The organism is Porphyrobacter sp. TH134 (genome assembly GCF_002855495.1).
GTDB lineage: Bacteria > Pseudomonadota > Alphaproteobacteria > Sphingomonadales > Sphingomonadaceae > Erythrobacter.
In genome coordinates this window covers 48,765-62,057 of record NZ_PKRO01000012.1, presented here as the reverse complement: position 1 = coordinate 62,057, position 13,293 = coordinate 48,765, and the positions used below count along the sequence as shown (strand labels likewise).

General features: G+C 64.6%; 16 protein-coding genes. 13 read left to right on the top strand and 3 right to left on the bottom strand.

Translation table 11 applies throughout. The annotated features are described in order from the left end of the window. The first annotated feature begins 189 nt into the window (after window positions 1-189). The 3 genes from C0V72_RS07535 to C0V72_RS07525 are packed head-to-tail and all read left to right on the top strand — an operon-like array spanning window position 190 to window position 3,796. A complete protein-coding gene (locus C0V72_RS07535; RefSeq protein WP_101792988.1) occupies window positions 190-2,406 on the top strand; it encodes a TonB-dependent receptor in 2,217 nt (738 codons plus the stop codon). A gap of 6 nt (window positions 2,407-2,412) precedes the next feature. Further along, window positions 2,413-3,240, top strand: coding sequence for an energy transducer TonB (locus C0V72_RS16590; protein WP_101792985.1), 828 nt, complete (start codon window positions 2,413-2,415; stop codon window positions 3,238-3,240). Next, entirely contained in the window at window positions 3,152-3,796 is a 645-nt protein-coding gene (locus tag C0V72_RS07525) for a Fe2+-dependent dioxygenase (RefSeq protein ID WP_233999836.1), read from the top strand. The genes C0V72_RS16590 and C0V72_RS07525 overlap by 89 nt, the downstream gene beginning before the upstream one ends. Window positions 3,797-3,800: 4 nt before the next feature. Here C0V72_RS07525 and C0V72_RS07520 read toward each other — a convergent pair whose 3' ends face one another. After that, complete coding sequence (locus C0V72_RS07520) at window positions 3,801-4,163, bottom strand: response regulator (protein ID WP_101792981.1); 363 nt, start codon at window positions 4,161-4,163, stop codon at window positions 3,801-3,803. 55 nt (window positions 4,164-4,218) lie between these two features. Here C0V72_RS07520 and C0V72_RS07515 point away from each other — a divergent pair, with 55 nt between their 5' ends. Genes C0V72_RS07515 through C0V72_RS07495 form a run of 5 tightly spaced genes read left to right on the top strand, consistent with a single transcriptional unit; the run spans window position 4,219 to window position 7,430 of the window. Further along, window positions 4,219-4,494: a DUF3572 family protein gene (locus tag C0V72_RS07515; RefSeq protein WP_324761527.1), complete on the top strand. Its 276-nt coding sequence runs from the start codon at window positions 4,219-4,221 to the stop codon at window positions 4,492-4,494. Then, window positions 4,491-5,111: a hypothetical protein gene (locus C0V72_RS07510; RefSeq protein ID WP_101792976.1), complete on the top strand. Its 621-nt coding sequence runs from the start codon at window positions 4,491-4,493 to the stop codon at window positions 5,109-5,111. Before C0V72_RS07515 ends, C0V72_RS07510 begins: the two co-directional genes overlap by 4 nt. 2 nt (window positions 5,112-5,113) lie before the next feature. Beyond that, window positions 5,114-5,569: a RidA family protein gene (locus C0V72_RS07505; protein ID WP_101792973.1), complete on the top strand. Its 456-nt coding sequence runs from the start codon at window positions 5,114-5,116 to the stop codon at window positions 5,567-5,569. Further along, window positions 5,566-6,294, top strand: a complete 729-nt coding sequence (locus tag C0V72_RS07500) for a glycerophosphodiester phosphodiesterase family protein (protein WP_101792970.1) — start codon at window positions 5,566-5,568, stop codon at window positions 6,292-6,294. Before C0V72_RS07505 ends, C0V72_RS07500 begins: the two co-directional genes overlap by 4 nt. Next, on the top strand, window positions 6,291-7,430 hold the full coding sequence (locus C0V72_RS07495) for a GNAT family N-acetyltransferase (RefSeq protein ID WP_233999834.1): 1,140 nt from the start codon (window positions 6,291-6,293) through the stop codon (window positions 7,428-7,430). The genes C0V72_RS07500 and C0V72_RS07495 overlap by 4 nt, the downstream gene beginning before the upstream one ends. A gap of 20 nt (window positions 7,431-7,450) precedes the next feature. Here C0V72_RS07495 and C0V72_RS07490 read toward each other — a convergent pair whose 3' ends face one another. Beyond that, window positions 7,451-7,717, bottom strand: a complete 267-nt coding sequence (locus tag C0V72_RS07490; RefSeq protein ID WP_233999840.1) for a hypothetical protein — start codon at window positions 7,715-7,717, stop codon at window positions 7,451-7,453. Between the two features lie 332 nt (window positions 7,718-8,049). Here C0V72_RS07490 and dksA point away from each other — a divergent pair, with 332 nt between their 5' ends. From dksA to kynU, 5 genes are all read left to right on the top strand, one after another. After that, window positions 8,050-8,508 (top strand): RNA polymerase-binding protein DksA, encoded by a 459-nt coding sequence (gene dksA / locus C0V72_RS07485; RefSeq protein ID WP_101792961.1) that lies wholly within the window; start codon window positions 8,050-8,052, stop codon window positions 8,506-8,508. A gap of 188 nt (window positions 8,509-8,696) precedes the next feature. Next, complete coding sequence (locus C0V72_RS07480) at window positions 8,697-9,074, top strand: PilZ domain-containing protein (protein WP_101792958.1); 378 nt, start codon at window positions 8,697-8,699, stop codon at window positions 9,072-9,074. 89 nt (window positions 9,075-9,163) lie between these two features. Next, window positions 9,164-10,627, top strand: a complete 1,464-nt coding sequence (locus tag C0V72_RS07475) for an ABC transporter substrate-binding protein (RefSeq protein WP_101792955.1) — start codon at window positions 9,164-9,166, stop codon at window positions 10,625-10,627. Between the two features lie 5 nt (window positions 10,628-10,632). Next, a complete protein-coding gene (locus C0V72_RS07470; protein ID WP_101793078.1) occupies window positions 10,633-11,055 on the top strand; it encodes a DUF4112 domain-containing protein in 423 nt (140 codons plus the stop codon). 85 nt (window positions 11,056-11,140) lie between these two features. Continuing rightward, window positions 11,141-12,364 (top strand): kynureninase, encoded by a 1,224-nt coding sequence (gene kynU, locus C0V72_RS07465; RefSeq protein ID WP_101792953.1) that lies wholly within the window; start codon window positions 11,141-11,143, stop codon window positions 12,362-12,364. Here kynU and C0V72_RS07460 read toward each other — a convergent pair. Further along, complete coding sequence (locus C0V72_RS07460) at window positions 12,361-13,263, bottom strand: SDR family oxidoreductase (protein WP_101792950.1); 903 nt, start codon at window positions 13,261-13,263, stop codon at window positions 12,361-12,363. The two genes, kynU and C0V72_RS07460, sit on opposite strands and share 4 nt — an antisense overlap. Between the last annotated feature and the right edge of the window lie 30 nt (window positions 13,264-13,293).

Sequence of the window (13,293 nt, the reverse complement as noted above, 5' to 3'; positions counted from 1 at the left end):
ACGACGGCATAATCAACACCGCTCAGGCGGAGCGGCAGGGAGTCGCCCGTCTTTCATGGCGCAAAAAGCCCCCGAATCTGGCGCTGCGATGAATCTGCAAATAGCGGCAGTTTTATCTTTTGACAATGCGAGTGATTCGCAATAGCGAGACTGCACGTTTAACACCCGACAAACGAAGCAAGGGCTCCCATGACCACCACCACGACCTTCTCGCCGCGCCTGCTTGCCTTGGGCTGCGTCGGCGCTGCTGCTTTCGCGCTTCCCGCACATGCTCAGGATGCGGAGACTGCCCGCAAGCTTGGCGGCGTGACCGTGACGGACACCGCGATCGAAGACAGTTATAAGCCCGATACTGTCACCAACCCGCTCGTCACCCAGCCGCTGCGCGACACGCCGCGCACTGTAACCGTGCTCGACAAGACCTTCCTCGATGATGTCCAAGCAGTCAGCTTTACCGAAGCGCTGCGCAACGTCCCCGGCATCACGCTGGGTGTTGGCGAGGGCGGCGCCGGATCGGGCGATTTCATCAACCTGCGCGGCTTTGACGCCAGCAACGACATCGCCATCGATGGGTTTGCCGACCGCTTGCAGTACAGCCGCTCGGACGTGTTCAATCTGGAACAGATCGAAGTCTACAAGGGTGCAAACACCGCCTTTTCCGGCGCCGGCGGCGCCGCGGGCCTCATCAATCTGGTCAGCAAGCGTGCGGTTGCCGAAACCTTTGTCCGCGCCGATGCAGGCGTGGGCAACCGCGATTGGCTGCGCGGCACGGTGGATGCCAATGTGCTGCTTGATGAAGGCAAGGGCATCGCCGCGCGCCTTAACCTGATGGCGCATGATCAGGGCGTAGCGGGCCGCGATTTCGTGGGTCGGTCGCGGTTCGGCATCGCGCCCTCGCTCGCCTTCGGTCTGGGGCAGGACACGACTTTGACCGCCAGCCTCCAGTATCAGGAAGATGACAACCTGATCGATTACGGCGTCCCCGTGCTCGCCAATGGAACCCCGGCCAATTTCCCGCTCAGCAATTACTACGGCTGGCGCAATATCGATTTCGAGGATCAGGAATTGCTGATTGCCACCGTGACGCTGGATCACAAGATCAGTGACATCGTCAGCCTGACGGGCGGCGTGCGCTGGGGCGAAGTGCGGCGTGAGGCCGTGTGGTCGACGCCGCGCCCGACCAGTCAGGCATCGCTGCAAGCGGCTGTCGACGCGATCGATGCAGGCAATCCGGCGGGTGCGAATTACGTCATCGGCGGGCCGCAGGGCTTTGGGCGGATCAGCCGCAATGAAGTGGCCGCCGCGCGCGCTGCCGTGGTCATCGATCACCCCACCCGGCCCGGCGGGATCGGCAACAGCCTTGCCATCGGCGCCGAGGTCAGCCGCGAAAGTCTGGACCGCGACACCATTTCCACCACAGGCCTTGCCGGAACATCGCGCAATCTGTTCGCGCCCGCGCCTGATTTTGCCGGCCCGATCACCCAGACCCGCACCTTCGGCCAATTCGCCAACGAAGCAGACCGGATTGCGGCCTATGCCTTCGACACGCTCAAAATCGGCGAGGCGCTGCAAGTCAGCCTCGGCGGGCGATTTGAACGGTTTGACGTGACGCTGGGGGGCACGAATTACGCTGCCCTTGCTACCCGTGAATTCAGCGAAGACCTGTTCAGCTGGCAGGCGGGCGTTGTGTGGAAGCCGGCTGAGACCGCCAGCCTCTACGTCAGCTATTCCGATGCCCGCCAGCCCCAGACGCTGGGTGCCACTGCAACTGGCACGGTAACCACCGCCAACGCCGCGCTGCCTGCGCTCAAGAACGAGAATTACGAGATCGGCGCCAAGGTCGATCTGTTTGACGAGCAACTGGCCCTGACCGCCGCGGTGTTCCGCAACCAGCGGGTCAATCAGCCGATTACGGTGGACGGTGACATTGCGCTCGCCGGGCGCCAGCGGGTGCAGGGGGTCGAATTGTCGGCCACTGGCAACATCACCGACGCCTGGCAGGTGTTCGCCGCCTATACCTTCCTCGATTCCGAAATTCAGCGCGCCAGCACGGCCGATGCGCTGATCGTGGGCGAGGAACTGGCCGGCGCCCCGCGCCACAGCGGTACGGTGTGGAGCACCTATGATACCGGCCTCGGTCTGCGGCTTGGCGGCGGGTTCAACTATGTGGGCGAATTCAACACCCGCAATTCAACGCTGGCCAATCAGGCCTGGCAAGGCGGCGATTATCTGCTGCTTAATGCGATGGTTGAGTATCGCTTTACCGACAATCTGGTCTTGCAGGTCAATGCCAACAACCTTGCCAACGAACGCTTCCTCGAACGCATCCGCGCCAATGATGGCTATGTGATCGCGGTACCGGGCGAGGGCCGCACGGTGATGGGCACCCTGCGGGTGAGCTTCTGACCAGTGATGGCGGAGGCTGGTTCCTTTGGCGGCGCGCGGCGGCCCAGCTTTCGCGGGCTGGCGCTGACGGCGGCTGCGCACGCAGCGCTGCTGCCGCTGGCGCTCAGCCTCAGCCATCAGGTGGGCGCGGTGCCCGAAGCGCGGTTGGTGACGATGGACCTGTCACCGCCCGCGCCGCCGCCACCGCCGCCGCCAGCGCCGGTCCCCGATCAGCCGGCCGAGACCGCGCAACCATCTGCCCCCACCGCGCCGCCGGTGCCCTTCGTGCTGGCGCAGGCCGGGCCGGTGGTGCCGGTGAGGACGGAGCTGTCTGCGCCGATCAGCAGCGCTCCGGTGCCCGCGGTGCCGTCGCCCAAGCTGTCGGGGCCGCCTGCACGCCCTACCGCCCCGTCTGCCCCGGCAACAATCGCCTCCGACGGCCTCGATTCCTCGCTCGTCTCTGGTGCGCCGCCGCGCTATCCCCGCGAAAGCCGCCGCCAGAAGGAGCAGGGGACCGTCGAACTGCTCGTCATCGTCGGCACCGACGGGCGGGTCGAGACGATTTCGGTCGCCCGCTCCAGCGGTTCCCCCCGGCTCGATCAGGCCGCGCTCAAGGCGGTCAGCGGCTGGCGCTGGCAGCCCCAGCGGGTCGCCGGACAAGCGGTCAAGGTTCGCGGGATCGTCGAGATTCCCTTCGTGCTTACCTCTCACAGAAAGTCCCCCTCCCGTGCTGATTGCGATACCCCGGATCCTCGCTGCCGATCAGGTGACGGCCCTGCGCACGGCGATCGACACGGCCGAATGGACCGACGGCACGGTGACTTCGGGCATTCAGGCCCGGATGGTGAAGAATAACCTGCAATTGCCCGAAGACAGTGAGGCTGCGCGCAAGGGCGGCCAGCTGGTCATGGCAGCCTTGCAGGCCCATCCGCTGTTCATCGCCGCCGCGCTGCCGCACCGTATCTATCCGCCGATGTTCAACAGCTACGCCGGCGGTCAGGCCTTCGGCAATCATGTCGACAACGCCTTGCGCGTGCGCGCCGGAACCGACTGGCGGGTGCGCGCCGATCTGTCGATGACGATCTTTCTTGAAGACCCGGCAAACTATGACGGCGGCGAGCTGGTGATCGAAACCGATTTCGGCCCCCAGCGGGTCAAGCTTCCGGCGGGTGACGGCGTGCTCTATCCCGCATCATCGCTGCACCGCGTTGAGCCGGTGACCCGCGGGCGCCGGGTGGCAAGTTTCTTCTGGATCCAGTCGATGGTGCGCGACGCGGTGATGCGCGGCAATCTGTTTCGGATGGATCAGGCGATCCAGACGCTGGCGGGCAAGGTCGGGCTGGACGATCCGGCGGTGATGGCGCTGACCGGCGTCTATCACAACCTGCTGCGCCACACAGCAGACGCCTGATCGCCTAGACCAGCGCCTTGACCGCGGTCATGAACGGCCCGATCGAAACGGGCTTGGAAAGATAGCCTTCCGCCCCTGCGGCCCGGATGCGTTCTTCATCACCCTTGGCGGCAAAGGCGGTTACCGCCAGCACCGGAATGGCGGACAGCAGCCGATCGCGCTTGGCCGCCTCGATCAGATCGACGCCGGAAATCCCGCCGAGCTGGATGTCCATGATGATGAGATCGGGCGATGTGGCCCGCGCGGTTTCCAGCACCATGTTGCCATCGGCAACCGGCTCCACATCAAAGCCATTGGCCTTGAGCACGTCGCAAAACAGCTTCCGGTTGAGGTCATTATCCTCGACAACCATGATCCGCTTTGTCACTGCTTGCCCCGCATGTCCTGCCTCTTAGGACTAACCCGCGTTAAAGGACAGGACAATCCCGATCAAACCTTCATCCGCGCCCGTCAATCCGCAAACGCTGGCGCTCGCCGTGCTGGGCTGGGTGCTGGAATGCGAGGATCGCGGTGCGCGCTACCTTGAATTGACCGGGCTTGATCCCGACTCTTTGCGGGCAGGATTGAACGATCCGATGATCCTTGCCTCAGGGATCGAATTTCTCGCCAATTACGAACCAGACCTGATCCGCGCGGCTGAGGCGCTTGCCGTCACGCCTGAGGAACTGGTTGCCGCCAAGGACGCTTTGCAAGCATGAACCGCCCGCTGATTATCTCCGATTGCGACGAAGTGCTGCTGCACATGGTCGCCCCGTTCAAGGACTGGCTGGAGGCGAGCCAAGGCGTGAGCTTCCATCTGGAAGGCCATAATTTTGCCGAGGCCCTGCGCTGGCAGGCGACCGGCGAACTGCTCGCGCCGCCGGATATCTGGCGGATGCTCGGCAAGTTTTTCGATGACGAAATGGATTCGCAAATGCCGATTGCAGGGGCGGTCGAAGGGATCAACACGTTGGCGGAAAAAGCCGATGTCGTCATCCTGACCAACCTGGTCGATGCCCACCGCGATGCCCGCGCTGCGCAGCTGGCCAAGGTCGGGATCAATGCCCGCGTCTTCACCAATCAGGGCCCCAAGGGACCGGCCTTGAAGGCGATCATCGACGAATACGCGCCCACCCGCGCCGTCTTCATCGATGATCTGGCACAGCACCATGCCTCGGTCGCGGAAATCACGCCGCACGTCACCCGGCTGCACCTGTGCGGCGAGCCGATGATCGCCCACACCATTGATTGTGCGCACAAGGCTGGGCACGCCGAAGCCCGGATTGACCGCTGGGACGAGGCCCTGCCATGGCTGCTGGAACGCTTGGAGAATTGAACATGAGCTATACCGCCAAACTCGCCGAACTCGGAATCACCCTGCCAAAGGCCGCAGCCCCCGTCGCCAGCTATGTGCCGGTCGTTGTGCATGGCGGCATGGCCTATGTTTCGGGCCAGCTGCCGTTTGTCGATGGTGTGGTTGTGACCGGCCGTCTGGGCGATGATGTCAGCGTCGAAGCTGGCAAGGACGCCGCGCGCGCCTGCGGGCTGATGATCGTGGCGCAGCTGGCAGCGGCGGGGCTGCTTGATCAGGTCGACCGGGTGGTAAAGCTGGGTGCCTTCATCAATTGCACCGCCGATTTCACCCAGCAGCCCGAAGTCGCCAATGGCGCGTCGGATCTGATGGAGCAGATCTTCGGCGGCGCAGGCCAGCACGCCCGTGCAGCCGTGGGCGTGCCCGCTCTGCCGCGCGGGGCAGCGGTGGAAGTTGATGCGATCGTCGCTCTGAAGGCATGAGCGCAAGGGCTGTTCCCGGCTGGCTGACGCAGTGGGACTATGCCCACCGGGGATTGCATCGCGCGGGCGTGCCCGAAAATTCGCTGGCGGCGGCTGAGGCTGCGATTGCGGCAGGCATGGGGATCGAATGCGATATCCAGCGCAGCCGCGACGATCACCCGGTGGTGTTCCACGACTGGGAATTGGAGCGCCTGACTGGCCAGGCGGGCAAGGCAGGGGATCTGACCGCCGCGGCGCTGGAAGAGTGCCGCCTGCTTGGCACCGATCAGCATCCGGTCAGGCTAGCGACGTTTCTTGCGGCAGTGGCGGGCCGGGTGCCGGTGCTGATCGAGATCAAGTCGCAGCCGGGGTACGATGTCGAATGGACCTGCGCTGCTGTCGCGTGGCAGCTGGACGCCTATGAAGGTGCCGCTGCGGTTATGAGCTTTGATCCAGGCGTGCCTGGATGGTTCGCAGTGGAAGCGCCCGCCGTGCTTCGGGGCTTGGTCGGCACGGACTCCTACGAGAACGGTTTCGAGGGCGTGTGGCGGATGCCTGACGCGGTCGCCGCCGCGCAGCCCGATTTCCTCGCCGTCGATGTGCGTGATCTCACCCGGCCCGAAGCATCAGCATGGCGCGCGGCTGGCGGCCCGCTGCTGACATGGACCGTGCGCTCGCCCGAGACCCGCGCCATTGGCCTTGCCCATGCCGATGCGCTGATCGCCGAAGGGGAAGGGCTGGCGTGACCCCACCCGAACTGACCGTCCGCATCGCCTCCTCGGTCGGCAACTTCCTGGCCGACGAATGGAACGCGCTCGGCGGGAAGGACAACCCCTTTGTCTCCCACGAATTTCTGACCGCGATGGAGGATTCCGGCAGCGTTGGCCCCGGCACCGGGTGGGAGCCTGCACCGATTGTCATCACCGATAATGCGGGCACGTTGCTCGCCGCCATGCCCTCCTATGCCAAGGGACACAGCCAAGGCGAATATGTGTTCGATCACGCCTGGGCCGATGCCTGGCACCGCGCAGGCGGGCGCTACTATCCCAAACTCCAGATCGCCGCGCCCTTCACGCCTGCCACCGGCCCGCGCCTGTTGCTGTCCGATCCGGCACTGGCATCCCATTTGCTCAAGGGGGCCGAAGCGGTGTGCCTGCAAAACAAGATGTCCTCCGCCCATGCGACCTTCATCGACCCGGCGCAGATGCCGTTGTTTGAGGCGGCGGGCTGGTTGCCGCGCGCTGATATCCAGTTCCATTGGTTCAACCGCGATTACACCAGCTTTGATGATTTCCTCGGCGCGCTTTCGTCGCGCAAGCGCAAGGACTTGCGCAAGGAACGTGCCGCTGCGGTGGAGGGGCTGACGATCCGGCATTTCACGGGCGCTGACATTACCGAAGCGCATTGGGATGCCTTCTGGATCTTCTATCAGGACACCGGCGCGCGCAAATGGGGCCAGCCTTATCTCACGCGCGAAGCCTTCAGCCTGCTGGGCGAACGCATGGGCGACCGGATCATCCTGATCCTTGCCTATGACGGAGATGAAGCGATTGCCGGCGCGCTGAACTTTGCCGGGAAGGACGCGCTCTATGGCCGTTACTGGGGTTGCAGCCGCGAGGTGCGGTTCCTGCATTTCGAGCTGTGCTACTATCAGGCGATCGACATTGCGATCGCCCGGGGCCTGCCCCGTGTCGAAGCTGGCGCGCAGGGCGGACACAAGCTGGCGCGCGGGTATGAACCGGTGCAAACGCTGTCGGCCCACTGGATTGCGGATCCCGGCTTTCGCGGCGCGGTTGCCGATTTCCTCAAACGCGAACGCGCCGGAGTGACGAGCGACCAGGTGTACCTCGGCAGCCGTACGCCTTTCAGGAAAGACGATTAACCGGCGCGGCTAACCTTTGCTTACGCCGCCCGCTGACGCCCCTCGGCCAGCCACTGGCGCGCCCGGCGCTGGGCTTCGGCGATTTCGCGCGCGGTCATTTCGTCAGAGATATCGGCGCGGCAATGGGCGGCTTCTTCGTGACCGCGCGCGGCCGCAAGATTGAACCACTTGTGCGCTTCGACAAGGTCGCAGGCCGCGCCGTTGCTGCCGGTCGAAAAGGCGACCCCCAGATCAAAGCAGGCCCCTGCCTGACCATTGCTGGCCGCCGCCAGCCATGCGCCAAGCATGGCCTCGCCGGATGTTTCACGTGTAACATTCGCTCCGATTGCGATGATGTTCATAATGTGGTCCCCATTTTCACCAGATCACCCCCCACGAGGATCCTCCGTGGCATCAGGAGTGCGGCACTTATGGTCAAAAATTAGTTAACGCCGCGCGCTATTGATGTTGGCCCCGGTTTTGGCCCCGCCTTCTGTCCGATCCCGCTTGTATGCCCCAAGGGCCTTGCCTATAGGCGTCGCACTGCTTTCCGCTTGCTGGGACCAAGTGAGCCAATGAAAAAATTCAGGGCGTCAGGACGCGATGGTCTTCCCAGCGGCTTTTGGGATGAGAGAGCTTGATGCCAACCACCGCGTCTGACGACATCGATATCCTCGAAAAGGCCAAGCGCCTACTCGCGCCGGACTATGTACCGAGCGATGACGAGGAGTATATGAACGACCGCCAGCAGGCGTATTTCCGGATGCTGCTGCTGGAATGGAAGCGCTCCATTCATTCGGCTGCGGGGCAAACGCTCCAGTCCTTGCAAGACGGCCCGATCCGTGAAGCCGATCTGACAGACCGCGCATCGAGCGAAACCGACTGGGGCATCGAACTGCGCACCCGGGATCGTCAGCGCAAGCTCGTGTCCAAGATCGACGCAGCACTGCGCCGGATCGATTCGGGCGAATATGGCTATTGCGAGGTTACGGGCGATCCCATTGGCCTGCGCCGGCTGATCGCGCGGCCTGTTGCGACCATGACAGTCGAAGCACAAGAAGCCCACGAGCGGCGCGAAAAGGTCTCCCGCGACGATTGAGCGTAAACCCTTGTTGGCAGGTTGTGCCGTCGTGGGACGGACAGTCACGATCAGGGGCTCAACGTGGCAATCTTTACCGCCTGTTAACTGCGAATACCACATCACAGCGTGGCGTTGCAGCGACGCGCAGGATAGTTTGCACGGCAAGTTCGGCTTGGCACATCACGGCTTAGGAGGCGATCTGCAAGATGACAGGGGTTGAGACACGCAGTGTTGCGCGCGACAGCCTGTTTCTGCTGGCTGACATCCGCGTTGAACAAGGCGCAGATGTTTACCGTGTGCGGGTTCGGAACCTCTCCGATGGCGGCATGATGGGCGAAGGCCATCCGCGTGTGCAGCGCGGTCACCGCGTTTCGGTGGAATTGCGCAACATCGGATCTGTGGCGGGCACGGTAGCCTGGGTGCAAGACAATCGCTTTGGCGTTGCCTTCGATGAAGAAATCGATTCCCAGAAAGCCCGGCGGCCTGTGCAGAATGACGATCACCCGAGCGCCGCAATCGTCAAGGCATCATGGGCGCATCGCGCACCGCCGCCGCCAGAGCCAGGGACCCTGCGGAAAATCTGACCCGCGCCAGCAGGCGGGCGCCTGCGCGTCCGGCCGGTTGTATCCTCGCAAAGCTGACCGGCGCGTTGCAACCTGCTAGGCTGACGGCAATGCGATTCTCGCTCTCTTTGCTGGCTGCCCTGATCCTGTCGTCCTGCGGTTCGTCCGGCGGGGAAGGCCCTGTCAGCGTCGCTATTATCGGCAGTCCCGAAAGCCTGTTTCAGCAAGGCATCCGGCTTGCGCCGCCGGCACAGCATGTGCGTGCGGCGACCCATGAAGGCCTGGTTGCGCTCGACCAGGCGGGGCAGGTCGTACCCGCCATTGCCGAGCGCTGGATCGTGACCGAAGACGGTCTCAGCTATATCTTCCGCTTGCGCGACAGCGCGTGGCCAGACGGCGCGGAAATCACCGCAGTCGATGTCCGCCAGCAACTGCGCGATGCTATTGCGCGGGTCCGCGGGACTTCGCTGGGCCTTGATCTGGCCGCCGTGCAAGATATTCGCGCGATGACCGGGCGCGTTGTCGAGGTCCGGCTGACTGCGCCAATGCCGGATTTCCTGCGCTTGCTGGCGCAACCCGAACTCGGCTTCATCAAAAACGGCAGCGGTGCCGGCCCCATGGCGCTATCGCGGGACGAAGCGGAACCGATCGCACGCCTTTCGGCCCTGCCCCCCGAAGCGCGCGGCTTGCCGGCGCGAGAGGACTGGGAAGCCGTCGCCCGCCCGGTTGCCGTGCGCGCACTGTCAGCAAACAAGGCCGTCGCTGCGTTTTCGGGGGGAGAGGTCGATCTGGTTTTGGGCGGAAGTATCGCTGATTTTCCCCAGGCCGAAGCAGGACCGCTATCACGCGGGACAATTCAGGTTGACCCGGCCATCGGTTTGCTGGGGCTGATGGTGCGTTCCGAAACAGGATTGCTGGCGGAGCCTGCCCTGCGCGAGGCCTTGTCCATGGCGATTGACCGGTCGGCGCTGATCCAGAGCTTCGGCCTGTCCGGCTGGCGCGAAAGCAGTTGGATCGTCCCGCCCGAAAACTACACCACGCCGCCTTATGGCGAAGACCGCTGGAATGGCGCTTCGATCGCGGAGCGGCGGGAGGTGGCGGCTGGACGGGTCCGGGCGTGGGCCGGGCCGGGGCGCGAGGCCGTGGTGCGGGTTGCGCTGCCGCAGGGGCCGGGCAGTGACCTGCTGCTGCGCCAGCTGGCCGAGGCTTGGGGGGCAATCGGGGTTGCGGTCAGGCGCGCCGCGCCGGGCCAGGCAGCCGATCTTGAACTGCGCGACACGCTGGCCCGCTATTCGTCGCCGCGCTGGTATCTCAACCAGTTTCATTGCGGTCTCAAGTCCGGTCTATGCGCCCCGCGCGCCGATGCACTGGTCCGTCAGTCGCTGACGGAGCGCGATGCCGGGCGACGCGAACAGTTGCTCATCGATGCTCATGCCGCGCTCGTCGAACGCGAAGTCTATATCCCTCTCGGTGCGCCCGTGCGCTGGTCGCTGGTGCGGGCATCGATCCGCAATTATCTGCCCAACGCATGGGGGATGCACCCCTTGTTCGCGCTGTCCCAGCCCACCACGTAATGCGGATGGACACGCAATACCCCCGCCGCCCTGAACCTGTGGTCTTCGTTTTGCCCACCGGCGCCGACGCCGCATCGGTCCGCGCGCGCATTGTTGCTTTAGAGCGTCTTTTGGAGCGCAGTTTCACCATTCCCGGCGTCAACATGCCGGTCGGCCTCGACGCGCTGGTCGGGCTTGTCCCGGTGCTGGGCGAGATCATGACCGCGGGAATGGGCGCCTATATCGTGTGGGAGGCGCGCAATCTGGGTCTGCCGAAGTGGAAGCTGGCCCGGATGGGCGCCAATGTGCTGTTCGATACGGCGATCGGTGCGATTCCGCTGGTCGGCGATGCGTTTGATCTGGTGTTCCGGTCCAATACGAAAAACCTCAGAATTCTGCTCAAGCATATCGACAAGCATCACCCCGAGGCCCGCGTGATCGAAGGCTAGCATGCGTGGGATTGGCAGCCCGACAGGTGCGGCCCATAAGTCCCCGAATGGCCACCCCCCAGCTTCCCTGTGCGAGAACTGCGATATGACGCCCGAAGACCGCGCCTGCGAGCGTGACGCTGCCGATGCGCTGGCAGCCTATCGCGCGCGATTTACCTTGCCCCAAGGGATCATCTATCTCGACGGCAATTCCCTCGGCGCGCTCCCCGTTGCGACACCGCAGGTCTTGCAGCAGGTGATCGCGCATGAATGGGGCGACGGGCTGATCCGGTCATGGAACAGCGCCGGATGGTTTGCGGCCGCGGGCCGGGTCGGGGCCAAGATTGCGCCCTTGATCGGCGCTGCGCCCGGCGAAGTGATCGCCTGCGATTCCACCAGCGTGAACCTGTTCAAGCTGATCGCGGCGGCGCTTGCCATGCGGCCCGGCCGCAAGGCGGTGCTGTCCGAACCGGGCAATTTCCCGACCGATCTCTACATGATCGCCGGGTTGGAAGCGCAAGGCCTCGCCACGCGGCGGCTGGCGGAGCGGGGCAGGCTGGCCGAGGCGCTGGACAGCGATGTCGCGCTGCTGATGCTCACCCACGCCCATTACAAAACCGGCGCGCTGCATGACATGGCCGCCCTGACCCGCGCCGCGCATGAGGCGGGCGCGCTGGTGCTGTGGGATCTGTCGCATTCTACCGGCGCGCTGCCGATTGATCTGAACGGCGCAAATGCTGACTTCGCGGTGGGCTGCGGCTACAAATACCTGTGCGGCGGGCCGGGCGCGCCGGCCTTTGCCTTTGTCGCCGAGCGACATCAGGCGAGCCTTCAGCAACCGCTGACCGGCTGGTTCGGCCATGCTGCGCCGTTCGCCTTCGATGACGATTACGAGGGCGCGCCGGGGATCGACCGGCTGCAATGCGGCACGCCTCCGGTACTGGGACTGGCGGCGCTGGAAGTGGGCGTGGATCTGATCGCAGAGATTGGCGTGGCGCGATTGTATGAAAAGTCGCAGGCGCTGTCGGAGTTCTTCCTTGAAAGCCTGATGGCGCATGACGTGACGCTGGAACAGGTCAGCCCGGCGCGCAGCGCTGACAGGGGCAGTCAGCTCTCCTTCCGTCACCCCGAGGCCTACGCCATCTGCCAGGCCCTGATCGCGCGCGGCGTGATCGGTGATTTCCGCGCGCCCGATGTGCTGCGGCTGGGCTTTGCGCCTGCCTATCTGAGCTTCGCCGACATGGCCGCCGCAGCCCGCCACCTCGCCGAGGTGCTGGCGAGCGGTGAATGGCAGCGCGAAGAATTCAACCAGCGCGCGGCGGTGACCTAACCGACCGTCCGGTCGGCCTTGTCCTTCTCGTTGGTGCCCTTGATCATCGCGCGCATCTGCTCCCATTCGGCATCGCCGAGCGCGCTGAGCATCGGGTAGAATGTCCCGCCATTGGCCTGAAAGCCCGCGCCGTCGATGGCGATGGTCTGGCCGTTCACATATTCCGCGCCGGGGCCCATCAGGAACACCGCGAGATTGGCGAGTTCGTGCATCTCGCCCGCACGGCCCATCGGGTTCAGGCTGTTGCCCGAATTGCCGCCCGCGCCGCCCGGATGCAGCCGCGCGCTCATGCCCTTGGTCGGGAAGAGGCCCGGCGCGATGGCGTTGAAGCGCAGGCCATAGCGGCCCCACTCGGTCGCGAGGCTCTGGGTCATGGCGTTGATCGCGGTCTTCGACATGGCCGAGGGCACCACGAAGGCGCTGCCCGACCACACCCAGGTGGTAAGGATCGACAGGAAGCTTGCGCGCTTCTTCTCGGCAATCAACCGCTTGCCGATGTCGAGCGTGACATAGAACGTGCCGCGCATCACGATATCGGCAATGGCGTTGAAGCCGCCCACCGACAGGTCTTCGGTGCGGCTGATGAAGTTGCCGGCCGCGTTGTTGACCACGCCCGTCAGCGCGCCGCCATCGGCCCAGATTGCGTCCACCATCGCATGGATCGCGTCGGCATCGCGGATGTCGCAGGCCATGCCGACGATCTTCCCACCATGCAGCGCGGTCAGTTCCGCTGCGGTCTCATCCAGCTTGTTCTGGCGGCGGCCGCAGATGTAGACGGTCGCGCCCAGCTTCAGGAACGCCTCGGCCATCTCGCGCCCGAGGCCCGTGCCCCCGCCGGTGACGAGAATGCGCTCGCCCGCCATCAACCCGTCGCGGAACATCAGTTTCGAAGCGTCCATTGGTCGTGTCCTCGCAAAAAGCCCTTCCCC

Bases quoted from the DNA above. Each gene is read 5' to 3' on its own strand.
- C0V72_RS07535 (WP_101792988.1), top strand. From the start codon at position 190: ATGACCACCACCACGACCTTCTCGCCGCGCCTGCTTGCCTTGGGCTGC.
- C0V72_RS16590 (WP_101792985.1), top strand. From the start codon at position 2,413: ATGGCGGAGGCTGGTTCCTTTGGCGGCGCGCGGCGGCCCAGCTTTCGC.
- C0V72_RS07510 (WP_101792976.1), top strand. From the start codon at position 4,491: ATGAACCGCCCGCTGATTATCTCCGATTGCGACGAAGTGCTGCTGCAC.
- C0V72_RS07505 (WP_101792973.1), top strand. From the start codon at position 5,114: ATGAGCTATACCGCCAAACTCGCCGAACTCGGAATCACCCTGCCAAAG.
- C0V72_RS07500 (WP_101792970.1), top strand. From the start codon at position 5,566: ATGAGCGCAAGGGCTGTTCCCGGCTGGCTGACGCAGTGGGACTATGCC.
- C0V72_RS07490 (WP_233999840.1), bottom strand. From the start codon at position 7,717: ATGCTTGGCGCATGGCTGGCGGCGGCCAGCAATGGTCAGGCAGGGGCC.
- dksA (WP_101792961.1), top strand. From the start codon at position 8,050: ATGCCAACCACCGCGTCTGACGACATCGATATCCTCGAAAAGGCCAAG.
- C0V72_RS07480 (WP_101792958.1), top strand. From the start codon at position 8,697: ATGACAGGGGTTGAGACACGCAGTGTTGCGCGCGACAGCCTGTTTCTG.
- C0V72_RS07475 (WP_101792955.1), top strand. From the start codon at position 9,164: ATGCGATTCTCGCTCTCTTTGCTGGCTGCCCTGATCCTGTCGTCCTGC.
- C0V72_RS07470 (WP_101793078.1), top strand. From the start codon at position 10,633: ATGGACACGCAATACCCCCGCCGCCCTGAACCTGTGGTCTTCGTTTTG.
- kynU (WP_101792953.1), top strand. From the start codon at position 11,141: ATGACGCCCGAAGACCGCGCCTGCGAGCGTGACGCTGCCGATGCGCTG.
- C0V72_RS07460 (WP_101792950.1), bottom strand. From the start codon at position 13,263: ATGGACGCTTCGAAACTGATGTTCCGCGACGGGTTGATGGCGGGCGAG.